The organism is Methanobrevibacter ruminantium (assembly GCF_016294135.1).
Classification (GTDB): Archaea; Methanobacteriota; Methanobacteria; order Methanobacteriales; family Methanobacteriaceae; genus Methanobrevibacter; species Methanobrevibacter ruminantium_A.
Genome location: NZ_JAEDCO010000003.1, coordinates 31,048 through 56,721, shown reverse-complemented (window position 1 = coordinate 56,721; position 25,674 = coordinate 31,048). Strand labels below are relative to the sequence as shown.

Here is a 25,674-nt window from a genome sequence, read left to right as displayed (position 1 = left end):
AAAAAATAAGGATAAAAAATAAGGATATAAAATAAGCATAAAAGATTATTCATCTATATCAAAGAATTCAGGATTGCTCAATAGTTTATCCCTAAACAATTTGGATATTCTTGAAATGCATTGCCTGCTGTAATCCAACTCTTCAGACAATTGAGTGGTTGTTTTCTTATCCAAATTAAATAGGATATATAACATTACATTTAGAGGTATTTTGCTCTTATGGAAGATTGTTCCTGAAAAGTCATTGAAGTTAGCGCCACAATCCTTGCACACATATCTTCTTGCCCTTCCTTGGTTTCCCCTACTGTTAACGTTATATGATTTGCATTTAGGACAATAGACTCCATTAACCCAACGGACACTCCTAAAGAATGCCATAGCTACCTGATCATCAGGAATTTCTACATTCGGATTAATAATATCTTTCATGATAACAACTATTATTATTAAAATATATATAATTTTTGACATGTTTGTAATACTTGAAAAATTAAGGAAGTATAACATGAAGATTCATAAAAATCATCAGAAAATATACTATGAAAATGAAATAATCTAAACATATAAATATAATTAAAAAAATAAAATAAATAGGTTGTTGGAATTATCCAACAAATTTATGTTTATTAGGAGTAATAAAAATGAGATGTGTTGGTACTGTTGTACGTGGAATAAGAACACCCATTATTAAAGAAAACGATGATTTAGCTACCATAGTTGTAGATTCATTGATGGCCGCAAAGGAGAGTGAAGGATTCGAATTCAAAGACAAGGATATCGTTGCAATTACCGAAGCAGTTGTAGGTATTTCAGAAGGAAACTATGTAACTGTAGATGATGTTGCAGAAGATTTGCAAAACAAATTCCCATCTAAAAACATTGGAGTGACAAACCCTATCTTAAGTAGAAACAGATTCTCCATTATCTTAAAAGGTATTGCAAGAGCAATGGACAAGATCACTCTTTTAACTTCATTCCCTTCAGACGAAGTAGGAAACGGTATCTTAGATGAAGAAGTTTTAGACAAAAGCGAATACAATTTAGGAAGCGTCATCACTGAAGATGAATATAAAGAAACTTTCGGTTCATGGAAACACCCATTCACCGGAATCAATATGATTGACTTTTACAGAGAATTGATTGAAAGCGAAAACTGTGAAGTTGAATTTGTCTTCTCAAATGATGTAAAAACAATCCTTGACTATAACACTGATGTCTTAACATGTGATATCCATACCAGAGAAAAAACCACAAAAATGCTTAAAGAAGAAGGAGCTCATGTATTCGGACTTCACGAAGTATTAACTGAACCTGTCGGAGATTCCGGATGCAACCCTGATTTCGGATTGCTCGGTTCCAACAAGGCAACTGAAGAAAGATTAAAATTATTCCCAAAAACAGGATACACTCTCGTTAGAGAAGTACAAAAAAGATTGATTGACCTTACCGGCAAACAAATTGAAGTTATGGTTTACGGTGACGGTGCATTCAAAGACCCTGTCGGAAAGATTTGGGAATTAGCTGATCCTGTTGTTTCACCAGCACATACCGATGGATTGGTAGGATATCCTAATGAAATCAAATTGAAATACGTTTCTGACAATAAATTCGCTGACTTGAAAGGAGACGAATTGAAAGAAGCAATCAAAGAAGAAATCAGACAAAAAGATGAAGACTTAACCGGGCAAATGATTACCGAAGGAACCACACCAAGAGTATTGACTGACTTAATCGGTTCATTATGTGACTTAACCAGTGGTTCTGGAGATAAAGGAACTCCAGTTATATTCATCCAAGGATACTTCGATAATTTAGCAAACGACTAATTATCGAACCTTTTTTCTTTTTTTCTTTTAAATTTACTTTTTAATTTCAACTATCTTAACCCTTCTACTATTCGTACTATTTTTTAAAATTTAAAACTTTTAAGATTTAAACACTAATTCTTTAAAAACTTATTAATTAGATTAATAATAAATAATATTAAATAATGAACAAAAATCTATTTACTGATTAATTTTTTAATCTTTTTCTTAATTAAAATTAAAATAAAAACTACGGCAAAACAACAAAAGGTTTTTAATATGAATTGCCAAAGGCTATACGAAAATGAAGATTTGGAAAACAAGATATATGACATTGTTTTAGAAAACAATGATTATGCTGATGCTTTAAGAAACAATAATCATTATGATTTTCATTATTTCCTTTCTCCATTCAGACACGACTTATTCATATGGTATCCATTTAAAAAGGAAGGAAGCCTATTGGAGATAGGTGCCGGTTATGGCCAATTAACCTCATTATTCACACAAAAAGTCAATCGTGTCGTTGCAATTGAGGATAGGCAGTCAAATGCAATATCATCTCAAAAAGAGCTGAAGATGCAACTGTTTTGCTTTCTGATTTTGATGATATTGAATTAGAGGAAAAATTTGATTATATCGTTTTATGCAATGTCTTTGAATATACAAAATCCTTTGTCAAGTCTGAAAATCCTTATGTTGACTATTTGAATTATCTAAAAGGATTCCTAAAGGAAGATGGAGTGATATTCTTAGCCTTAAGCAATCGTTTAGGCTTAAAGTACTTTGCAGGATTCAAAGAGGAACCTACAAATCAACTGTTCGCGGGAATCAAGGAATACTTTAACACAGATTCAATCCAAACATTTTCAAAGACTGAAATCACTAAGATCATTGAAAAAGCAGGTTTTTCCAATTATAAGTTTTATTACCCATATCCTGATCACGAATTCCCTCAGATTCTTCATACTGACAAATTAATTAACACAATCCTTGATAAAGGCATTTACAGATATCGTAACGAAAGAATTCTCTTCTTTGAAGAAAAGAAATTAGATCTAATCGTATCTGAAGAAAATTTATCCCAATATTTCAGCAATTCCTTTTTAATTGAAATTAGATCCTCTGATAATGATTATCCAACAGATGATATGGATTTCATTAAAATAGCTACAGATAGAAAAGAGGAATTTAACACATATACAATTATTTGGTCTAATGGGAAAGTTTCCAAATCCCCTTTAACATCAAAAGCAAATGACCATATAAAAAGAATGTTTGAAGGAAGAAAAAATGACATAGGTAAAATCAGATGCTTAAATTCAGAAATGAAAGGGAATTCTCTTTATTATGACTTATTAAAACAATCATCCTATGAATATTTGCTTCTTGATGCAGTTGTTAAAAAAGATAAAGAAAAATTCTTTAAGTTAATTGAATCTTTTTATGATGCAATGTTCTATAATTCATTTGAATCTGATGAATATGCCACTGAAGAATTCTTGAAGATTTTTAAGGTGAAATCCGACATTAAATTCCATTGCCACGAAAAATCCAATTGGGATTTGAATTTCAACAACCTATTCTTAGTTGATGGTGAATTTACTGCTATTGATTATGAATAGACCTTTAATTTCCCAATACCCCTTGAATATCTATTTTGGGAAATAATCGATTCCCATCTCATCTTCAACCATTTTGTAAATGAATTTACGAATATTGAAAAAATATACAATCATCTCAATTTAGATATCGGAAATTTAGATTTGTTCAGAACATGGGAAAATAATTTCTTAAATTATATAATAGACCATCCCCCTTATTTAAGAGAAAAAATAATACCTTTAGAAAATATCGAAAAATATGATAAAGTTCAAAAAGAGATCGCTTTGAAAAATAAAGAGATTGAAAAGAAAAATAAAGTGATGAAGAGGAAAGACAGAGCGATAAAGAAAAAGAATAAAGAAATAAAAAGCTTATTAAATTCAAATTCATGGAAAATTACAAAACCATTAAGAAAGTTAAAATCAGTTTTTAAAAAGTAGATAATTAAAATTAATTAAATAAAAAATTATTAAAAAAATAAGAAAAATAAAAAAATAGTAAAAAGTGAAAAAGAATTATAATAATTCTTTTCTTAAGTCAATAGTGTCCTTTAAGTCAGGCCCAGTTGAAATGATTGTTACTGGCACACCAGTCTCTTGTTCTATTTCTGAAATGAAAGCCTTGGTTTCAGCAGATAATTGGCCGTAATCCTGTACACGAGCGCAGTCAAATAACTTATCGACACATGTTAAAGCTATTTGGGTAGCTCCATTTATTCTGCAGGATTCCTTAGCAAGTTCCATATCAAAGTAACCGATTCTTCTACGTCTTCCAGTTACAACACCATACTCTTCAAGACCTTTGCTTTCAGCTTCCTCTTGAGTCATTTCTGTTGGGAAAGGACCTTCTCCAACACGGGAAATGTAGGATTTGAATACATTTATGACCTCATCCACTTTAGTTGGCCCTACACCGACATCTGCTGCAAAAGTTGATGCAGTAGTGTCCTTGCTGGTTACATACGGATATGATCCGTAATAAAGTGAAAGTGCAAATCCTTGGGAACCTTCAATGAATACGTCTTCTCCATTGCCAATAGCTTCATTGCATGCAAGAGAGACATCAGCAAGATAATCTTCAAGTTCAGGAACATCCTTTGCAAGGCCAACTGACCTCAGTACATGGTCTGAATTAGCAGGCCCGCAACCGGATCCTGTACTTCCAATCTTTTTAGCCAAATGCTCGGAATTTTTATCTCTGGAAATATGTTCCTCAGTAATGATTGCGCATCTTGGGTCTACAAGCATTCTTTCCTTTACATTGTATTTCTTCAAGTCTTCGAATTCCTTAAATAATACATCTGGGTTTACTAAAACTCCTGCACCAATCATGAGTTGAGCATCTTTATGAACAAAACCAGATGGAGTTAATCTTAAACCATATTTTTCTCCATTGAATTCAACAGAATGCCCTGCATTTGGCCCAACACCTGCACGGGCAATAATACTTGGCTTATCATTATCACAGAGATAGGTAATGCATTTTCCTTTACCTTCATCTCCCCAAGCTCCACCAACTAGTATACTACAAGTCATTTAAAATCTCCTTTTTAAAATATTATTTTAGTTAGTTTTACAACAAGTCTAAGTGTAGTTTAAAATTGCATAATTATTATAATTTGAATTTAATGTTTAAGCATAGCTTTAAGTATAATTTAAGTATAGTAAGTTGTTAAATATAGTTCGATAACCATATATATTATATTTTTCAACATTAATAAAGATTATCATGAATTGAAAAAATTAAAAAATAGCTTTAAAGAATATACAAAATTATAGAAAAATAGCGGAATCCAATAGGAAAAGTGAAGATTTTTAAGCATCTTCCAATATTTCCAATAGCTTTTGAAGATATAAGTATCTCTCATACTTGAATTGCTCATTGTTTGCTAAAAATGCATCCAAGACATGTGAATTCATTTGACGTAAAATGGATAATTGAATAATGTTCTTTACATCCTCATCAATCTTTCCCTGAAGAATCAATTGCCCAAAGCCAGTGGCTATTATTGTATAGTCAAGACTCATCAATTCCTCGTAAAAGTCCATATCCTGAATGATTTTCAATATATTTTTACTTTCAATGATGTCATCATTAAAGTCTTCCAATTCCAAGTCCCAAGACTCTAAAATCCATATGAAACATTCGATTATAGAGGTTTTTGGATTTTCAGCCAACCAGTTTGAAATTTCACAAAATGCAATATACGCCTCTTCACATCCAAAAGGAGAAAGTTCATCAGTTGCATCCCAGAAGAACTTATAGTCAGCAATCTCTACTGCACGATTATTAGGCACTTCTCCAAAGAAATGGCTGTTGTCTTCCAAATAGTTATAACCTTTTTTCAATTGTTCCATAAATTCACCAAAACGATTAGTTTAGAGAGAATCAAAATCATACTTCCTTTAGAGGAAACTCTTCGCAAAGAGGATCTTCATCATACTCCTTATCAGTTCCTTTCTTGTTCCAATAATCCAAATAATACATCATCCAGGTATTTGAAACCCTTTTAATCTCATCATCATCCAATGCTTCAAAATCATTGAAAAAATTGATGAAGTCTCCACCTACAGCAATAGCCATTTCCTCACATTCAAAGGACAATATGAAATCATTATTCTCATTCTCATTTCTTTTATCTGCCAAAACCTTCTTAAACTTGTATTTTGCTTCAATTTCAGTTAAATAATCATGATTCTGGAATTTGAATCCCTTGACTTTTTTTGAAAATTCCTGATAGAAATAGGGATATCTTAAAGATAAATATTCATTGAAATTCAGCAATTGATTCAGATAATCCTCATCGAATCTTAAGAAATCAAGATTTTCTTTTTCATTAAAGAACAATGCCAAATAAATGTTTTGACCAAATCTAATGGCTAATTCTCCCCTATATGTATTGTCTAAAATAGGTCTTGAAGACAATTTGAGATTCTCAAATTCAAGATAAAGTGAATTTGAATTGTCATCTATTTCAAGCCAAACCCATTTTCCCTGTGAAATGGCATCTTCAATAATATCTTTGGATCTATTGTTCATTTTCTTCACTGTTTAATCTAATAAAGTCTTCAAGGGCTCCATCCATGGAATAATCCTTTCCATCATATTTCTTTTTCCAATTGAAATTCTCTATTTCAATTATTTCATCTACGGATTCACCCCAATTGATTTCAAAACCATAGTCTTTCAAGGCTTTAACAATCTTTTTAGCTATTTTTAAGCCTTTTTTCTCATCATACTCAAAATCGCCAAATGCAATATTCAATGCATTCTCCTCAATTGCATTTTCAATGTCTTCAAAGGTATAGAAACAAAATCCTATAGGCTCATACTTATTGTTTTTCAAATGTGTAAACAATTCAAATGAATCCTGAATTCCCTCTTCAATGTCATAGCCAGCATTATGAATGGAAATGATCTTTTCCTTTGTCAAATCATCAAAGGCCTTGCTTAATTTGATAAAATCATCTGAATCCTCTTTCAATTCCTCTAGATTTTCATTATTTTCCAAAAGAAGATTTGAAATAAGATCTTTAGAAATATCCTCTTCAATAAACTCATCATCAATTATCTCTAAAATCTCATCATCACTATAAAATCCAATTTTAATCAATACCTGAATTTCATAATTGATCTCATCAATCAGTTCCTTATCCATAATAACACCCATTAGACTTTAATTAGATAAATAAAAGCAAATTATAAAAAAAAGTAGAAAAATAAAAAATAAAAAAATAGAAATCATTAAGCCCTAATGATTTTAATGGCATAAATGTTTTTTCTTTCAGTCAAAGTGACAACTATTCTGTCATCTCCAACCTTAACAATACAAAACTCATCCCTGTACTTGTATTCATAACATTTAATTTCTGCATAACCTCTCAAAGCCTTTAAATGATTTACTTCAAACTTACGATGGAAATCATTAATTACATTTGCAAATACGTCAATGTCATCACTAATCTCAATCTCATCAGACTCAATGGTTACAAAGAATACGAAGCCTCCGTAATTAACAGCACAATATGCATCATTGCTAAAGAGGGAAGATACAGTCATAGTCAATATATGAGCTTCAGTCAAGTTTGCTGCAAAGACATTTTCAGAAAATTGTGGAACATTCTGTTCTTGACCAAATTCTTTTATAGCCTTTGCCTCTTCAATTAAAGCTTCTGGAAAACCTATATCCTCATTATCCCATGCCCATGACCAGGTGTCTTCATCAGGGTCCAAGAATCCAATCAATTGAATAGGAAATTCTTTTTCGCCAAACTTAATAATTCCCTTTTCAATGTCCAATTCAGGTTCAGCATCTCCAACAATGCTTGATAATATTTCCTGCTTTTCTAATGCTAAAGCACCATATTTAGAGAATAAATCCTGTAAATCATCATTTTCTTCAATTAATAAAGAATTAACTTCCATTTTTTCACCAATAAAAATTTAAAAAAAATAAAAAATAAAAAATCTAGAATGATAATTTAGAAATTCTAGACATAGCTTCTTTAGTGTTTTCTAAAGTGTTGAATGCAGTTAATCTTAAGTAACCTTCACCGCTTGGACCGAATCCGGAACCCGGAGTACCTACAATATTAGCCTCTTCCAAGAGTAAATCGAAGAAGTCCCAGGATTCCATGTCATTTGGAGTCTTTACCCAAATGTAAGGGGAGTTCACTCCACCGTAAACATTCAATCCAATATCAGATAAGCTTTCACGAATGATTTTAGCATTTTCCAAGTAATATTCTATGTTTGCCATGATTTCCTTTTGCCCTTCTTCAGTGTAAACTGCTTCTGCAGCCTTTTGGACAGGATAGGAAACACCATTGAACTTAGTGGTTTGTCTTCTGTTCCATAATTCATTTACTGATTGCTCAATGCCTTCAGCATCCTTGATCTTGATATCCTTAGGAACAACTGTGTAAGCGCAACGGGTACCAGTGAATCCTGCAGTTTTTGAAAAGCTTCTGAATTCAATAGCAACTTCCTTTGCACCGTCAATTTCATAGATTGTGTGAGGCACATCATCTTCGGTGATGAAAACTTCATACGCTGCATCGAATAGGATAAGAGCATCATTTTCCTTAGCGTACTCTACAAATTTAGCCAATTGGTCTTTTGTTAAAGTGGTTCCAGTTGGGTTGTTTGGGAAACAGAGGTAGATTAAATCCACTGGTTCTGTAGGAAGTTCTGGAACAAAGCCATTTTCTTCAGTGCAAGGAAGGTAAACGATATTCTCATACATTCCATCATCTTTAATGTTGCCGGATCTTCCTGCCATTACATTGGTGTCAACGTATACAGGATAAACAGGGTCAGTTACTGCAATCACATTATCCAATGCAAATATTTCCTGGATGTTACCGGTATCACATTTTGCACCGTCGGAAATGAACACTTCATCAAGATCTAAGTCCACTCCCCATTTATTAAAGTCATTTTTAATGATAGCTTCAGCTAAAAAGTCGTAACCTTGTTCTGGACCGTAACCCATAAAGGTGTCACCATCTGCCATTTCATCAATAGCATCCTTGAAAGCCTTGATTACAGTAGGAACTAAAGGTTTTGTTACATCTCCAATACCCATTTTAATAACGTTTTTATCAGGATTTTCTTCCATGTATTTAGCTGCACGCCTATTTACTTCAACAAAAAGATAACTATTTTGCAATAAAAGATAGTTTTCATTAATTTTAACCATGTTTTTACCTCAGACTAATTTAAAAATTTAAATAATTAAAATCATTAGTTAATAAAAGTCTAAAACACCAAAATTACAATTAATATAATCCCACTTCGAATAACTAAAATCTCTAAAATTAACTTAATTAATAATTTCTAACTAGATTTCTAACTATTTAACACTTAATTATTTATTAAATATATTATTTAAAATTGTGTATTAAAAAGGTGAAAACTTGGAAAAATAATACAAATTTTTAAAAAGTTATGCCCTCTCAAAAAAATATAAAACTAATGTATAAATAAAATAAAAAAGATATACATATAATACTATAAGATAATGTATGACTTACCCATATTGTTATACCAATATTGTTCATGAGGAACATGCATTATCCTATATTATGATTACATATTGTCCTATCCAATTTCATGCTTAGATTATAAGGTAAATCAAATATATTAAAACAAGATTAATTCGGTGAAAAAATGAAGGAAATAACAGCAATACTGCTTATTCTTATAGCACTTATTGGAATAATTTCCATAATAATTGTTAAGATATACTATAAGGATAAGGAAAAAGACAATGAAGAAGAAAGATTAGCGGAATTCATCAATAGCACAAAATCTGACTATGACAATGAAAAACGTAAAAGAACCAGAAAAGCACAAAGAAGAAACCGTGCTAACTTAAGTGAAGCTCAATTATATGCAAACACTATTGATGACGTTGAAAATGGAGATGTAGGTGGAACAACTGCTTTATTGAGACAAAGAGCAAAAGCTATGGATGAAGCTCCTCAAAAACAAGCTAGAAAATTTAGAAGAGCTCAACCTGTTCCTAAAAATGTTCCTAGAACCCCGGAAAGAGTAAAAACCCAAATGAATAAGGAAGAAGAGGTTAAATCTTTCCAAGAACCTATTAAACCAGAACATACTGCAACCATTAACAGTGCAAGACAAGGAGATAAACAGCCTGAAGCTCGTCAAGTTCCAATGACTGAAAAGCAAAAGGAATTCATTTCTGGCGAAGCTAATAAGTTAGTTGTTGAAGAAGGAGAAGGAAATGTAAAGGTAGTCAAGTCTGTTAAACCTGCTGAAACCATTGAAGAAATTAAGGAATCTGCAAAGATTGAAGAGGACGCTCAAGCAGAAGAGGCTGTTGAAGCTGAAGCAGAAGCAAAAGATGAAATCGTTCAAAAAGCTGAAGCAGACACTGCTGATTTAATCAAGAAGATTGAAAAAGCTAAAGAAGATGTTGAAGAGAAATTAGCAGATATCTCCGCTGAAGACATTGGAGCAGTTAAAGAGAAAATGGCTAAAGAGGAAGAGGAAGCTGAAACTCCAGATATTGGAACCACTATTGAAAAGATCAAACAAGCATCTGAAGCTAAGGAAGAAGCAAAAGCAGAAACCGAAGCTAAAGTGGAAGAAGTCAAAACTGAAGTTGTCGAAGCTCCTAAAGCTGAAGAAACTTCCCAAACTGCAGAAGATTCCTATCATGATGATTTACATATCCTCTTAAATAAGGAAGAGCCGGTTGAAGTTGATGAAAGTCCTGAAAATGACTTTGTTACTATCAATTCAGGAAATGAAGAAAAACTCTCTACAGGAAATGAATTGATTAACAGTGCAATCAAATCCATCAGAAACTTCAGAAAAGCTAATACTCCACAACAGCCAACTGTAGTGGAAACTAAAGTTGATATCGTTCCTGATGATTATGCTCAAGACTTGGGAGATGGAATTGAATACATTGGAGATACAATTACAATCACTCCTATCCATGAAGAGGAAAGAGACTTGGCAAAAACTCAACCTAACGAAGATGTGGACAAGATCTATAAGGAAATCAATAAGGAATCCTACAATAAGACTGACGATGAGGAATTGTCTGATTCCTTCGAAGATGTAACTGATGAAACATCTGAAAAAGATGCAAATGTCTACACTAAAGAGGACTATAAAAAGATAGAAGCTAAGGAGAAAGAGAAAGTACGCAGAGCAGAAAACACTAAAAAGATTTTAGGATCAAAAGGCATTAGCGAAGAAGAGGTCCGCAAAAGGTCTGAAGCTAAAGCGAAATCCAAACGTACAAGAAGAGCTGCTCCTGCAGAAGAGCCTGTAGAAGAAGGTCAAAAGAGATTGATGATGCATAAGGCAAAAACCGATGTTGAAGAAGTATACATCAATGGAACCTTATTTGAGTTAAAAGTAGGTCAAATTGTAATCTTTGACATTAATGGTGAAAGCTATTCAAGTCAAATCTTAAGACTTAAACCAGGCTACATTGGAATAAGATACAGATCTAAAAAGATTTGGGTCAAATCCAATACAGTCAAAAAGATTTTAAAATAATTAAATAGTTTAAATAGCTTTAATTCTATTTTAACTATTTTAATTCATTATTTTAAAAATTAAAATTAAATTTTATAATTTTTATAAAAAAATAAATTTATTTAATTAAAAAAAGCCGAATTAATCTTAAATAAATTTATTCTCTTCTTTTCTTTTTTATTATTTTAACTATTTTAATCATTTCTAATTTTTTTACTTTTTTATAAAAATTAGTTCTAATTTTAACGAACAGAATAAAAATCTAAAAAAATTTATGCTCTATTTATGAGCATAATAGAAAATCAATTCATCATCTTTTATCTCATCAAGTCTAGCAAATCCGAATCTTTCAAATTGGACAATGTCTCCAACTTTCAAGTCATTGCAGTCAATTTCACAAAGACCTTCAGTAACAGATGCGTCATCCATAACAACCTTAGCTTTAATTGCATCAGTTGGAACCCATTGGATGATTCTCGCTTTCGCTTCTCTTGCATCTTCAAAGGATTTGCTGTGGAATGATGCAGTTCCATCCTTGATTTCAACATTTACTGCATCCATCAAACGGCTGATTCCATCAGTCAAATCAGCTTCAGGGATATAGACTTCCCTGTTGAATACAAGGGTTCTGTTTCCCCTTTCCTCAAAGTCAGGATGCAATGGCCTTTCAATAGCTAATCCTAAATCATCCTCAGGCACATCAGCAATATCTATTTTTACAGGATTTGGAACAAAAAAATACCTGTTTACCTTTTGCTCAATGATATTTCTGTTTAATCCATAAATCTTTTTCCAACTGATTGCAGAGTCAGACATTTTGATACCTATTTCAACCATCAATTGAGTGATAGTTTCAGGTTGGATTCCTCTTCTTGCAATAGCTTTTAAGGTTCCAAGTCTTGGATCATCCCATCCACTGTAAGTGCCGTCTTCAATTCCAGCCATAGCTTTGGAAGTACTGAGTGCAATGTCTTCCATTTTCAGTCTTCCGTAATGGATAAACTCAGGAATTTCCCAACCCATATGCTGATAAAGATACTTTTGCTTTTCACTGTTTGCAAGGTGGTCCTTACCTCTTAATACATGGGTCATTCCAAGCAAATGGTCATCTACAGACACTGAGAAGTTCATCATAGGATATACTCTGTATTTGGTGCCCATTCTTGGGTGTTCCTCTTCAACAATTCTCATTGCCACCCAATCACGAATAGCAGGATTCTTATGATTTATATCAGTTTTTACTCTAAGAACAGCTTCACCTGCTTCCATTTCAGGGAACTTTTTCCAAAGTTCCATATTCTCTTCCACAGTATTGTCTCTGCATGGACAAGCTTGGCAATTATCCTTAAGCTTTTTGAACTCTCCACCATCACAGGTACACATATATGCTGCTCCGCGCTTGATTAGCTCTTCAGCGTATTGGTAATAGATTTCAAAACGGTCACTTTGGTAGTAGACTTCATCAGGCTCGATACCTAACCATTTCAAATCCTCTTGAATCAATTCATAAGCAGGTTCGTAAATACGTTTTGGATCTGTATCCTCAATTCTCAATATGAATTTACCGCCACATTTCTTTACATATTCCCCATTAGGAATAGCTGCCCTTGCATGTCCAATATGCAATGGACCACTTGGGTTTGGAGCAAAACGCATTACAACATCCTTGTTCTTACCTGGAAGCTTTGGAAGACCTTCTTCTTTCTTTTGTTTTTTCTCTTCAACAGCAACTCCAAATTCTTCCATTTTAGCTTTCTGTTCCTCTAGTGAAAGTGCATTCACTTGAGCCACAATCTTTCCGGATAAGGGCCCTATTTCCTTAGCTCTTGGCCTAAGTTCAGGTTCACTGCTCATAATGGAACCCATAACAGCTCCAGGATTCGCATTTCCATTATGTTTAGCTGCATTCAATAATGCATGTTTAAATACAATTTCTTCTAATTCATCCATAAAAACACATCTTAAAACGTGATAGAACTAATTAATTATAATGATTAAACTATGCCTTAGCATATTATTAAATTAGTTATAAAAATATACATTATTAAATATATAATCTATTTATTAAAAATATTACGATGAAAAAAATGAAAAAAATGAAAAAAATTTAAAAAAATCAAAAATTAAAAATGACAATGCTAAAATAAATTAAATAAAAAAAGAAAAAAAGAAAAAAATAAAATAAAATTTTATAATGAATCAAACATCTAATAATTGGTTTTGACTATAGCTTCTAAGCAAGGATTTAGAGAGATATCGAAGTAAAAAGGAGAATTATTCCTCCACATATACCTCTTCTACCTCTACTTCTCCAGAATCTATTTCACCAGAATCACTGACTGGCTTATCCTTGTCAATTTTATCACTTGAATCCTCAAAATGATCGCTATTATCGGATAATTCAATAGAATCAGGCACATCCTCAATTTTATCATAATCGAATTCTAAAGTACCATTGGAATCCCAATTGTTACTTTCTTCCAATTTAATGCCATTTTCCTTGAGAATAGCAACAAAATCCTCAAAAGTCATATTACCGAATAAAAATTCATTATATAACTTAATGAATAATATATGCTTTTGTTCAGTCTCGGAATAGCTTTTGAAATGTTTTCTTTGATTTCTATCCCATGAAATTGATTTCTTGTTTTTATTAGAAACAGCATTCTTTGATTGGTATTTGCCAATTTTCTTGCCATTACCTAATTTCTCTTTAACTGAAAAGTTGCCTTTTTTAGGTTCTTTCTTAGGTTCTTTCTTAGAAATCAATTTCCAAGACCATTTCAATACATGCACTTTATTCAATGTATTTGTAACAGTGAACGAATAATCTCCATTTTCTTCAATCTTGTAATGGTAATAGGTTATATTGACCTCATCAATAGAATAATTGATTAATTTGCCATTGTCATATTTAGGCAAATTCTTTAGTTCGAATTTCCATCCATTATCCTTATTGAGAACAATAGACTTAACGATTTCACCATTTTCGAAAACATTAATAGTTACATCAGAAGGTCTTTTTCCATAGAAATCTTCTTTATCATCCCAAACCTTTGAGACAGTAAGATTAATCAATTCAAGTTTATTTGTAATTTTTATACTTGATATAATTTTTTCTTCAGTATCATCAAAGAATTTTGTTTCAGATGGCATTAATGGATTAATGCTAGTGGAATTACTAGATACAGAAGATAGATACTAACGAACATCATACTCTTTAATGGTGTAATTTGCTAAATGCACAACCCATTTGAATCCAATCTTTCACGTATATCAACATTGCTATCCTTATCCAGATTTAAGAAGGTATAAGTCCAATCATTTGCCTCTTCTAAAATTGCCCCAGCATAAATTAATCCATCGGAAACTAACTCAATTGATTTTCCTGTTTGTTTCAATTCATCATTGGTTAAACTTACTTTAATGTGTTTTACCTGATAAATTTCAGATTTGGTAATATCAAATGATCCAGGATAATTTAAATCAATGAATTCATAATTAATTTCATGACCGTCTTCAGCATCATACTTATTGAAATTTGGTATGGTTGTTGTATAATCATTACTCCTATCTAAACGTACACGTCCAAGATCTTTACCATCAGCAGATATGTTCACATATATCCTGGATGGTCTACTAGAGTAATCATCAGGCCATACTTTTTTAATAGTTACATCAAAGTCATCTTCCAATACAGTTTCTATTTTATAATTATCTGCATTGATTGGAGCAGTCAAGTTTGAAATTGAATAAAGAGGCAAATTGTTAAAAGTATATTCCCAATTATTGTTACTGTCTATAGTAACTCCCCTTATAAAAGGTTCACCATCAGAATATAAATCAACATTAATGCTTTCAGGCCTTAAATTAGTTATATTATCATAATCATTCCATTCCTTAATCACACTAAGATTAGTGAATAGATTAAAACCAATGATGTTTTGATAATGTCCATTGACGGAAGAATACAAATAGAATTGATATGTTAAACCAGTATCATGGAAACTTCCACTGTTAGGGATTCCATTGCCAGATTTGACCATATCAATAGTTTCCTTTACATAAGTCCATGAAGGATCGGTATATGGTTGTCTATTATAATAACTTTCAGGATTATTATAATCTTGGCTACCAGTAAAAGCCCATAGCACATTAGGGAATGATACCTTACCACTGCTTACTGTAGTGAAGTTTTCAGTATCATTGTAATGATAGTATAAAAATGTCCTGATATAAGGCAATACATCCTCACCAGTTTCCGGATGGATTAACTGTTCATCAGTTAAAGTGATCCTTTTGTATGGTCCAGGTGCCCCATAATAATACCCATCAGCACCTGATAGACCAGGTTCAATACAATAAGTCCATGTAGTATCATTCATTAGCCAAGGATTCTCATAATATGAATCAGGGGCATAATCAGTGCCATATCCTTCAACCCAATCAAAAATTACACTATAAGTATCTTCAGAAACAATAGGGTTTTCTGATGGAATTAATTCCATGCCATTGACATCTTGGTAATCAATTTGTTCATCATCAATTCCATCTTCACCAAGAGAGTCTGCTTGATTTGAGCTTAATTTGACAGAATCATCCATTTCAACATTTTCGGTTGATTTTAAATTCAAGTCAGATGGTACTCCATTTTCCACATAACCAACATTAGATGCAAGTAATTCATTGTCATTTCTTATGACTCCAACATCACTATCAACTTCAGATGCTGAAAATAAGCTCACAGTTAATAGCAGTATAAAAGCCATAATAAGCATGAAACAAATATTATTTTTAAATCTCATAAATTTCACTTCCGAAAAACAGAAAAATAAAATAATTTTGTTTTTGCATCAAAAAATAGCAATAAATCCAGAATTAAAAAAAAAAAGATCTCAAAAAAATTTTTTAAAATAAATAATTCTTTAAATGAATAAGAATTTTATTCATTCAAAAACAATTAGATATCACCCTAGAAAATCACCATTTTCCTATACAATGTATGGTGCTTTTATTATAAATACTTAACTTGGTATAGTCATGTTCATTTATTTTAATAAGGATTATATGAAAAAAACAACCCATAGACTAACTATTTAACTTTTGTTTAATTAATATTACATTAGTTAGATAATGTTTAAAAAATAGATATGTAAAAATGAATAATTTTTAAAAAAAAGTTTATTAAATTTAGGTATAAATCTAATATGAATGTAATAAAATTACAAACATATTAGATAGGCAAATCTAATAAATAGGTTTAGCAACAATATTTATCAGACAATATAATTTTTAAGCATTTTGATATTTAAATTATTTGATATAATTGCCCCTTTAGCAAAATAAAGAAAAATTATTTAGTTATACCTAAATATATCTGATTAAATCAATTTTCTAAATTAGAATCGATGTCTGTTGTTTCAAGCTTCATTATAACTGGTCTTAATCCATCATTGCAAGATACAATAGCTACTCCAGGGGTTTTAATCCAGTCTTCATAATACCATATTTCGCTTGCACCATGAGCCAATGCAAAAACATATTGATAAATGGCCTTCCACGCTTCATCACAAAATCCATCAGGTTTTGCATAATCTGCATAATAGACTTCACCCTCTTTCATCAAGGGACAGATAGATAATCCTTCAACACCATAATCCTTAGCAAGATCTTCTTGAAATGTAGTTTTTAAAATTGTAATCTTAACTTTCTCCATAATTACAAATTAGTTGTTTTTAGTAATTATAATTAATGTTATGATGGATGAGTTACACTAAATAAATAAGATTTATGATATAAATTAATATAAATGAATAAATGATTAATATTTTTATAAGTATTGATGAATAAATATGATTTAATCAATCATCTTTTTAATTAAAATGAATGAAAAATTTATTGAAAAATTTACTATATGAAACTATGTAAAAAATGCTGATTTTTCAATTAAGAAATTTCAAAATCGAAAAATGTTTTTACCAAACAAAATTGCAAAAATTTTACAGTAGAAACACACCTCTCTCCAATATATGAAAATTTTTGTCAAATAATGGATTTTCTTTATAAAGAATTGTAAAAAAATAAACTAATTATAAATATTAGGCAAATAATAAAATTATATGATGAAGAGATTAAATCAATTTTTTCAAGACAGACATTCAATGATGAAAATCATCAATATATAAAGGAATAATTGTTAAAAATTATCTATTGTATATCTTGAAAAATAAATGAAAATTCTCTATGAACAAAAAAGTAATTTACAAATACTAAAAGATAATGGGTGGAATTTAAAATGGATGGAAGATTAGATATAGATTCTTTTGAAAAAGCTATTAATGGTTTAAATAAAAATTTAAGTGATGTAGGATTGCTATTTAGAGCAAATATGCCACTCCTTGCAACAGACGCTACTCAAGAAACCAAAGAGAATTGTGTGGACAAGATGTCTGATAGAATTGCTGAATTGCTTGACTCATTTAGGGAAAGCTATTCCTACTACAATGACTTTTATGAAAAGATAAAAGAAAACATAAGAAACGACAATATCGAAAACCCCGAGGAATATGACGTATTCTTCAATCATGCTAATGAGACATTTCCAAAGTACATTGATGAGCTTGGACAAAGCATTGACAGCTTATGCGACATACCTGTAAAGACTGAAAAGTTCGAATCAACAATGAGAGAGTTAGGCTCCATCATTGAAAACTTCCGTTTTGACTTTAAAAGAACATTAGCCGTCTCTGACGTTTATGAAGTTCAAAAGCAAATGAAAGCTGAAAACAAGGATTAAATAATTAATTAAGTTAAAAAAAGCAAAATCCCATTTTTGGTGAAAAAATGACTTATCAAATCAATGGTCCTGAAGAAATCGATTGGGCTCAATTTTGGAGAGAGAAACTAGAGGCAAAAGAGGACAGGTCAAAGGACTGGAATAAGAGAGCCCCTAATTTTGGAAAATCCGCTAAAAAGGATGATTACCCCATCAAATTGTTGGAAAAGATGGATATCTCTAAAGAAGACACTGTTCTTGACTTGGGATGCGGTGAAGGAAGCATAACAATTCCACTTGCTAAATTAGCAAAATCAGTTACAGGAGTCGATTCTGCATATAAGATGCTTGAAATATTGAATGAAAAAGCTCAAAAAGAGGAAATAAACAATATCAAGACAATTGAAGAGGATTTAACTAAAATCACAATTGATGATGTGGGAAAACACGATATTATAGTGGCTTCAAGATCATTGAATGGTGTCCTAAATATAAAGGAAACCATTGCAAATATTGACGAAATAGCTGATAAGTATGTTTACATAACCCTTTTTGGACCAAACAATTGGAAACTTGAAAAGGAATTCTACCAATCAATAAATAAGGAATACTTTGAATTTCCATCACACAGATACTTCTTCAATATACTTGTGGATATGGGAATCTATCCTAATGTTGAAAACCTGAATATTGGAAAAGAAAGAGAGTATGAAAGCATTGAAGAGGCAATGGAAAGCGGAAAATGGAGATTGGATTATCTAAACGATGAGGAAAAGGAAGAACTTTACAAATACCTTGAAAATATCTTAGAAAGAGGTGAAAATGGAAAGCTTTCCAATCCTGATGACAAGGCAGACTGGGTATTGTACTGGTGGAAAAAATAAACAAATTATAGTGGATTATCATGAGATTAGAAGATGAAATCAAATATTCAGAGATTGATTGGGAATGCATTTGGCAGAAATCCCTTAAGAAAGGATTCAAAAAGGAAAAGGATTGGGATAAGATAGCTACTGAATACGGCAAATGGCTTGAAAATGATGATTACCCAGATGTTTTGCTCAATGAAATGAAACTATCTTCTAATGATACAGTTCTTGATATAGGTTGTGCAGAAGGTACAATAACCAGAAAAATAGCTAAAAAAGCAAAGTCCATCACTGGAATCGATAAATCCAAATTGATGCTTGAAGAACTAAATAGGAAAGCAGCAGATGAGGGATTAAGCAATGTAAAAACCATTCAAAAGGATATAAATGACTTGACTTATGGATCCATTGGAGATTACGATATTGTACTTGCATCCAGATGCCTGAATGGAATATATAATATCAAGGATACACTCATAACACTTAATGAAATAGCTAACAAATACGTTTACATAACTGTTTTTGGTTCATCAACTCATAAATACAAAAAGGAAAAGGCAGAAATTGCTGGAAAACCATTTAAGGCAGGAACAGACCATATGGTTTTAGTCATGCTCTTAAGAAGTCTTGGAATTGAAGCGAATGTTCTTCAATTGGAATGCGAAAAACTTAAGGAATACCATAGCATAGAGGAAGCAATTGAAAGATCCATTTGGAGACTTGGAGAACTAGAAGAGGAAAACAGAATTGCTTTAGAAAATTATTTTAAAGACATATTCGTTAAAAATGAGAGAGGAAACTGGGTTAATCCTAAAGACAAAACAGATTTAGTATTGATTTGGTGGAAAAAAGATGAATAATTAATAAAAAATAAAAAATAAGAAAATAAGAAAATATAAAAGAATAGAAAAATAGAAAATAAAATGAAAAAGAAATTTTATACATAGTCTTCATCATGGAAAAAATCAAACACCTTTTCCATTTCTGCAGGGATATCAATTCCTTGTGGACATTGGATATTACACTCACCACAGAAAGTACAGCTATCTGCACGCTCATCCTTATTAACTAGCCAGAAATAAGGAGCTGCAGTCTTATCAATATAATCCAAGCTTTTTGCAATATTATACTGCTTGAAACAGTGCGGAATGTCCACCCTATTATGACAAGGCATACAGTATCTGCATCCGGTACATGGAATCTCTTCCCTTGACTTATATACTTGAGTGACATCCTTTAGGATTTGCCTATCATGCTCGCTCATGGAATTAACATCACAGCTTTCTGCAATGGTTATGTTCTGTTTCACTTGATCCATATTGCTCATACCACTGAATACAGAAGTTACAAGAGGCTTATCCCATAAATACTCGAATGCCCATTCAACAGGAGTTCTTTTCTTATCAGCAGTATCCCATAGTGCTTGAACCTCATCAGGAATATTATTGATTAGGCTTCCACCTCTCAACGGTTCCATAATTACATTTCCAAGCCCTGCCATTCCGACAAACTCCAAACCGCCAAGACCGCTCTTATAATCCTCATCAAGGTAGTTCACTTGAGTCAATATAACATCCCACTTATCATAGGAATCCATAATGTTAAAGAAAACATCCAGATCATCGTGGAATGAGAAACCTACATATTTAGCTCTTCCATCTTCAAGGATTGAGTCTAAGAATTCCAATACATCCATACCATATAACTTATTCCAGAAGTCAATTTTAAGTGAATGCAGCATGTAAATGTCAATATAATCAGTCTGCAATCTTTCGAGTTGCAAATCAAGGAACTTGTCCATATCTTCCCTTTTGTTCACTAACCATCCAGGTAATTTGGTCTGTATAATAACATCATCACGAATGCCTCTTTCAGCAAGGTACTTGCCTAAAAACGGCTCAGCGTTTCCTCCTAAGTTCCTGTTTTTACTATGAAAAGAATAAGCAGTATCAAAATAATTTACTCCATGCTCAATTGCATAATCGAACATCTTTGCAGCTTCAACCTCATCAATTTCATAAAAATGCTCCTTATGAGGTAAACGCATACATCCAAAACCTAAATTAGATACTTCTAAATCAGTTTTTCCTAATTTTCTATAAAACATTGTGTCACCTAAAACAACATTTAATTAATTATAATATGTTTTTCGAATATATAAAAATAGCTAAAAAAAGTATTAAAAATATAAAAAATAAGAAATAGGAAGAAAGATAAAAAAATTTAATCTAAAAAATAAAGCTAAAAAATAAAGCTAAAAAATAGCTAATCCAAATAATTTTCCACATGATTAAAGAACAGATACAAGTTAGGCTCAACTTTCCTTAAGCGTGTCTTGTATTCAACCAATAGATCAATCCTTTCATCATCACTTAAATATTTTCCATCATAAATCAATGGAATATCTGCCAAATCCCCCATAAATAGGAGCTTGACTTGGTCTTTAGTTAAAATGGATGAGAACTTAAGGATATTTTCGAAATTCTCTTCAGTGAAATCCAAACCAACAGATTCCAAATATTCCTTGAATTTACCAATTTCCTCATCATATACAGGAACTAATATAACTGCAATATTATATTTCCATTCCTCATCCCAAGGATGCAATTCCTTTAATTTTTCTATTAAAAAATTAGCGGAATCCTCTAAATTGTCCCCAAATTGATTGAAATCCATTCTATCCCTAGATTATCCTATTGACATGATAAGAATTATTATAAATAAGATTATAAGCACACCACAACATACAGAACCAAGATCATTGGAACCAGAAGTGCTGCTGGTATTTGCAGTGGTTGTAGTGGTTGTAGTGGTAGTTGAATTATTAGTGGAAGATCCATTATCTCTTAAATTTGTGCTGAAATCTGGAGAAACCAATTTACTTCCACAATTTCCACAGAATGTAGCAACATCCTTATTTTCATGACCGCAATTTGGACAAAACTTTGACATTTTTTACCCCCTCATAATAAAATTTTTAAAAAAATGAAATCAAAAAATAAAAATAAACTAAAAAATTAAAAAATTAAAAAATTGAAACCAAAAATGCCGTTTAAGCATTTTCAGTCATAATAGGGACCACTTGTTTCTTACGGGAGACAACTCCTTCCAATAAGACAGTGTTATCTTCTAATTTAACTCCATAAGCTTTTTCTACAAGTGCCGCATCCTTACCAAGTGCAATGGCTTGGGAATTGCTGTTTACAATATCAGTGATTAAAAGCATGAACAAGTCTAAATTCTCTTCTTCGATGATTTTTTCCATTCCTGCTTCCAAATCCGCTTTCATTTCCATTACATCAGCAATATCTGCAGTGTTCACTTGATTTACAATGGATTTGACATCCTTAAAATCAATTTGCTTTGCATCTAAGCTTAAGATTTCAGGAATAGAGAAACTGGATAAGTCAGTTCCTGCCTTTAACATTTCCAATCCATAAGATTCATAATCAATTTCAGCGATTTCTGCAAGCTCTTTAACTGCATCTTTATCATCTTCAGTGGTGGTTGGAGATTTTAAAAGCAATGTGTCAGAAATAATTGCAGATAACATCAAGGATGCAATGGTTTTATCTGGAGTGAATCCGTTTTCCTTATATAACTTTAATAAAACGGTTTCAGTACATCCAACAGGTTCTGTTCTGACAAATAAAGGATAAGAAGTTTCAAAAGCTATTTTGTGATGGTCAACGACCTTTATGATTTTAGCATTTTCTATATTGTCAACAGATTCGCTTGGACTGTTATGATCCACTAAAATAACTTCTGCATCATCCTCAATTTTTTCAATTAATTCAGGAGCTTCAATATCAAAGTAATTCAATACATATTCAGTTTCCTTGTTAAGACTACCTAATCTGCATGCAACAACGTCATTACCTAATTTAGTTTCTAAATCAGCCATTACAAGACTTGAGGTAATTGAATCAGTATCTGGACTTTTATGACCAAAAATATAAGTTTTACTCATCTTTTTCACCTAATAATAAATTGGATAAATTTTTATCAAAATAACAATTATAATTTTGACCTTTCACATTATTAAATATTTATGAAAATTTAAAAAAAGTTAATTAAAAAGATTAATGTTTAGAACTTAGATTAAAAAATCTAAGCTCTAAACCTGAATTATAAACTATACCAAAAAAAGAAAACTAGAAACTAATGTAAAGGGGGTGATATGTTAAAAGAATATTCTAAGAGTATAGTTAATAATTCTATGTATATAAGTATATTTATTATTTATATAAATAGTTTGCTATTAATAGTGGAAAAAACTGTCTTATAAACCTTAAAAATATCAAAGAATTTTGAAAAAACTAAATATAATTAAAAAAAGTAAGATATTATTTTATTTTATTTAAAAAAAATTTTGATTATTCTAAATAGAGATAAGACGAATGTAATGTTTTTATAGAGTGTTATTTAGAATAATCAGAAGAATTTTCATCAAAGAGCTATTATGCAATAATAGATCCTTGATGGAATTCGTAGTTTTAAGTATTTTCCGTGAAGAAACTGTAATTTCCAATGAATTTATTTTAAAGATTATTAAAATTGTTTCACCAAAAAATACACGTTCCTTGAATATACTATTATTTGAATAAATATAAGCCAATATGCCAAGAGCATTTGAAAATAAATGAATAAAAAAATAAAAAAATAAGAAAAAATAAAAGAAATAGAAAGGAAAAAATAAAAGAAATAGAAAGAAAAAAGACCATATAATCTGTGATAAGATAAGCTACCTAAATAAGTCATTTGAAATATTTAACTCTTTATAGGTCTCTTCAATCTCTTTTGTAACCTTTTTGATCTCTTCACTAACATATTTATGTCTTGATACCAACTCATCAGAGTCAATGACTTCCTCTTCATTCTCATAAGTGTCAACATAACGAGGAATGTTTAAATTGAAATCATTCCTTTCTATGTCATATAAGCTTGCTCTGTGGGAATATCCTTCTATTTCTTCCCTATATTTATAAGTGCTTACGATTTTAGAAATGTCCTCTTCCTGTAAATAGTTGATTAATTTGGTCCTATCGAATCCTTTGGAAGCATCAATGAATAGAACATCATCATAAATATCCCTATTTTTCTTAAAAATCATCATACATGCAGGATTATTTGTGCTGTAGAACATATTTGCAGGAAGTCCAATGACTGCATCAAGATAATTGAATTTCTTAACAATCATCCTTCTGATTTTTCCTTCAGAAGCAGCTCTGAACAGTACTCCATGAGGAGCAACAACAATCATTATTCCATCATTATTCAATTGATAAAGCATATGCTGAATAAATGCATAATCCGCTTTTGAATGTGGTGGAAGAATATTGTATTGCATAAACCTAACATCATCAAGAAAACTCCTGTCCGCAGTCCATCTGGAATTGAATGGAATCTGAGAGACTACAGCATCAAAAGTATAATCCAAATGCTGAGGCTGTTCCAATGTATCCCCTTGCTTAATGTCAAAGTCCTTATAGTGGATATTATGAAGAATCATGTTTTCTCTTGCAATATTATAGAATGATGCATTAAGTTCCTGACCACAGATAAAATCACAATCCAATTCCTTGTTTATCTCTAAAAGCAAGGAAGCAGAACCGCAACACGGGTCATAAACGGATTCAAGCTTTGATTTCTGGGAAGATATCAACTTAGCTATTAAAGTGGATACCTCATTAGGAGTATAGTAATCAGAGGAATATGATGAATTCAAGGAAAACTCGCTTAATAGATATTCAAAGCTGTTTCCAATTAAATCATCAATATACTTTTCATAGCTTTCATCTTTGTGATGGCTATCCTCACTTAAGCTGTATTCATCTAATGCATGATCCAACATATCTGCTTCTAAAGCATAATTAGACTTTAGATTATGTTCCATTTTTTCATCAACTAATGAATTCAAATCCTTGAAATCAGCAGTAATGCTATTCATTCTTCTTGAACGCAAGCGTCCTTCATTTTTCCTTGAATTTGAATAATCATTTCTATTGAATTTTCTATTTTCAAGAATTGATTTGCTTAAAAGAGTGTTATTTCGGCTTTCCTTATCCAAATCAAAGTTCACTGGCCCTAATGCATCTAAAATATTGAAAACAACCCTATTCTTATCATCTATTGTCTTTCCCAATTGAGATGCATATAGGTCCACACCTTCAAATAGGTTCTGGAAATCCTCTTGGCTTTCCCTTCCCACTGAAGAATCGCTGATTTCAGTGAATGCCTTATCCAATTCTTCAATGATGATATTTCCATAATTCTTTGAAGATACGATGTTCCTATATAAAAGGCTAGGGCTTAAAAAGTAGCCTATATCTTCAATTGACTTTTCTCTTAAGGATTTTTTAAAAGCTTTAAGACCAAATGCCTCTTCAAAGTCAAGCCCTTCAGCTTTCAATTCGTTATTGATGTAAGTCTCCAGTTTTTCAGAGAGATACTTATAGGAAATAAATCCTAGGAAATACTTTTGAAACTCATCATCAGTTAAAAAACCAATCCTGTTTCCTCTTTTCAAATCTTCATAAATGGACCATAATTGACGTCCTAAAAAGTTCTCCATATCATAACCCCTAAATTAAAATAA

24 protein-coding genes are annotated in these 25,674 nt (G+C 31.4%); 8 read left to right on the top strand and 16 right to left on the bottom strand.

All coding sequences use genetic code 11. The features are described from left to right. Window positions 1–45 precede the first annotated feature (45 nt). Entirely contained in the window at window positions 46–429 is a 384-nt protein-coding gene (locus tag VW161_RS01780; RefSeq protein WP_304085889.1) for a transposase, read from the bottom strand. 212 nt (window positions 430–641) lie between these two features. Here VW161_RS01780 and VW161_RS01775 point away from each other — a divergent pair, with 212 nt between their 5' ends. The 4 genes from VW161_RS01775 (at window position 642) to VW161_RS01760 (ending at window position 3,850) form a co-directional block, all read left to right on the top strand. Then, on the top strand, window positions 642–1,826 hold the full coding sequence (locus VW161_RS01775; RefSeq protein ID WP_304085891.1) for a coenzyme F420-0:L-glutamate ligase: 1,185 nt from the start codon (window positions 642–644) through the stop codon (window positions 1,824–1,826). A 258-nt stretch (window positions 1,827–2,084) separates the two neighbouring features. Next, complete coding sequence (locus VW161_RS01770; RefSeq protein WP_304085892.1) at window positions 2,085–2,426, top strand: hypothetical protein; 342 nt, start codon at window positions 2,085–2,087, stop codon at window positions 2,424–2,426. After that, a complete protein-coding gene (locus tag VW161_RS01765; RefSeq protein WP_325192669.1) occupies window positions 2,396–3,430 on the top strand; it encodes a hypothetical protein in 1,035 nt (344 codons plus the stop codon). The genes VW161_RS01770 and VW161_RS01765 overlap by 31 nt, the downstream gene beginning before the upstream one ends. A gap of 141 nt (window positions 3,431–3,571) precedes the next feature. Then, the gene (locus VW161_RS01760) at window positions 3,572–3,850 is read left to right on the top strand and encodes a hypothetical protein (RefSeq protein WP_304093631.1); all 279 of its coding nucleotides are present in this window, start codon (window positions 3,572–3,574) and stop codon (window positions 3,848–3,850) included. Between the two features lie 75 nt (window positions 3,851–3,925). Here the strand turns inward: VW161_RS01760 and VW161_RS01755 are convergent, their stop codons facing one another. From VW161_RS01755 to VW161_RS01730, 6 genes are all read right to left on the bottom strand, one after another. Then, window positions 3,926–4,945 (bottom strand): adenylosuccinate synthetase, encoded by a 1,020-nt coding sequence (locus VW161_RS01755; protein WP_304085898.1) that lies wholly within the window; start codon window positions 4,943–4,945, stop codon window positions 3,926–3,928. Between the two features lie 279 nt (window positions 4,946–5,224). After that, window positions 5,225–5,767, bottom strand: coding sequence for a hypothetical protein (locus VW161_RS01750; RefSeq protein ID WP_304085900.1), 543 nt, complete (start codon window positions 5,765–5,767; stop codon window positions 5,225–5,227). A 37-nt stretch (window positions 5,768–5,804) separates the two neighbouring features. After that, window positions 5,805–6,449 (bottom strand): hypothetical protein, encoded by a 645-nt coding sequence (locus VW161_RS01745; RefSeq protein WP_304093628.1) that lies wholly within the window; start codon window positions 6,447–6,449, stop codon window positions 5,805–5,807. Next, complete coding sequence (locus tag VW161_RS01740; protein ID WP_325192668.1) at window positions 6,439–7,068, bottom strand: DUF6891 domain-containing protein; 630 nt, start codon at window positions 7,066–7,068, stop codon at window positions 6,439–6,441. The genes VW161_RS01745 and VW161_RS01740 overlap by 11 nt, the downstream gene beginning before the upstream one ends. Window positions 7,069–7,154: 86 nt before the next feature. Further along, window positions 7,155–7,835, bottom strand: coding sequence for a DUF6882 domain-containing protein (locus VW161_RS01735; RefSeq protein ID WP_325192667.1), 681 nt, complete (start codon window positions 7,833–7,835; stop codon window positions 7,155–7,157). A gap of 43 nt (window positions 7,836–7,878) precedes the next feature. Further along, window positions 7,879–9,111, bottom strand: coding sequence for an LL-diaminopimelate aminotransferase (locus VW161_RS01730; protein WP_325192666.1), 1,233 nt, complete (start codon window positions 9,109–9,111; stop codon window positions 7,879–7,881). Window positions 9,112–9,581: 470 nt separating this feature from the next. Here VW161_RS01730 and VW161_RS01725 point away from each other — a divergent pair, with 470 nt between their 5' ends. Beyond that, entirely contained in the window at window positions 9,582–11,453 is a 1,872-nt protein-coding gene (locus VW161_RS01725) for a hypothetical protein (protein WP_304093622.1), read from the top strand. Window positions 11,454–11,711: 258 nt separating this feature from the next. Here VW161_RS01725 and VW161_RS01720 read toward each other — a convergent pair whose 3' ends face one another. The 4 genes from VW161_RS01720 to VW161_RS01705 form a co-directional block, all read right to left on the bottom strand. Then, window positions 11,712–13,382: a glutamate--tRNA ligase gene (locus VW161_RS01720; RefSeq protein ID WP_304085911.1), complete on the bottom strand. Its 1,671-nt coding sequence runs from the start codon at window positions 13,380–13,382 to the stop codon at window positions 11,712–11,714. A 324-nt stretch (window positions 13,383–13,706) separates the two neighbouring features. Next, complete coding sequence (locus tag VW161_RS01715) at window positions 13,707–14,588, bottom strand: Cna B-type domain-containing protein (protein ID WP_325192665.1); 882 nt, start codon at window positions 14,586–14,588, stop codon at window positions 13,707–13,709. Between the two features lie 80 nt (window positions 14,589–14,668). After that, window positions 14,669–16,237: a Cna B-type domain-containing protein gene (locus VW161_RS01710; protein ID WP_325192664.1), complete on the bottom strand. Its 1,569-nt coding sequence runs from the start codon at window positions 16,235–16,237 to the stop codon at window positions 14,669–14,671. Between the two features lie 581 nt (window positions 16,238–16,818). Beyond that, complete coding sequence (locus VW161_RS01705) at window positions 16,819–17,148, bottom strand: TIGR04076 family protein (RefSeq protein ID WP_304093614.1); 330 nt, start codon at window positions 17,146–17,148, stop codon at window positions 16,819–16,821. 579 nt (window positions 17,149–17,727) lie between these two features. Between VW161_RS01705 and VW161_RS01700 the strand changes: the two genes are divergently transcribed. From VW161_RS01700 to VW161_RS01690, 3 genes are read left to right on the top strand one after another with little or no spacing between them, the layout of a single operon-like run. Next, window positions 17,728–18,228, top strand: coding sequence for a hypothetical protein (locus VW161_RS01700; RefSeq protein WP_304085916.1), 501 nt, complete (start codon window positions 17,728–17,730; stop codon window positions 18,226–18,228). A 47-nt stretch (window positions 18,229–18,275) separates the two neighbouring features. Beyond that, a complete protein-coding gene (locus VW161_RS01695) occupies window positions 18,276–19,091 on the top strand; it encodes a class I SAM-dependent methyltransferase (protein ID WP_304085918.1) in 816 nt (271 codons plus the stop codon). A 20-nt stretch (window positions 19,092–19,111) separates the two neighbouring features. After that, window positions 19,112–19,936, top strand: coding sequence for a class I SAM-dependent methyltransferase (locus VW161_RS01690; RefSeq protein ID WP_325192663.1), 825 nt, complete (start codon window positions 19,112–19,114; stop codon window positions 19,934–19,936). Window positions 19,937–20,013: 77 nt separating this feature from the next. Here the strand turns inward: VW161_RS01690 and VW161_RS01685 are convergent, their stop codons facing one another. From VW161_RS01685 to VW161_RS01665, 5 genes are all read right to left on the bottom strand, one after another. Then, window positions 20,014–21,183, bottom strand: coding sequence for an aldo/keto reductase (locus VW161_RS01685; RefSeq protein WP_325192662.1), 1,170 nt, complete (start codon window positions 21,181–21,183; stop codon window positions 20,014–20,016). A gap of 158 nt (window positions 21,184–21,341) precedes the next feature. After that, window positions 21,342–21,752, bottom strand: a complete 411-nt coding sequence (locus VW161_RS01680; protein WP_304134950.1) for a hypothetical protein — start codon at window positions 21,750–21,752, stop codon at window positions 21,342–21,344. A gap of 12 nt (window positions 21,753–21,764) precedes the next feature. After that, window positions 21,765–22,028 carry a zinc ribbon domain-containing protein gene (locus tag VW161_RS01675; protein ID WP_325192661.1) on the bottom strand — a complete coding sequence of 88 codons (264 nt, stop codon included), beginning with the start codon at window positions 22,026–22,028 and terminating at the stop codon, window positions 21,765–21,767. A gap of 100 nt (window positions 22,029–22,128) precedes the next feature. Next, window positions 22,129–23,046 (bottom strand): manganese-dependent inorganic pyrophosphatase, encoded by a 918-nt coding sequence (locus VW161_RS01670; RefSeq protein ID WP_304102619.1) that lies wholly within the window; start codon window positions 23,044–23,046, stop codon window positions 22,129–22,131. A gap of 774 nt (window positions 23,047–23,820) precedes the next feature. Then, the gene (locus VW161_RS01665) at window positions 23,821–25,650 is read right to left on the bottom strand and encodes a type I restriction-modification system subunit M (protein WP_325192660.1); all 1,830 of its coding nucleotides are present in this window, start codon (window positions 25,648–25,650) and stop codon (window positions 23,821–23,823) included. Between the last annotated feature and the right edge of the window lie 24 nt (window positions 25,651–25,674).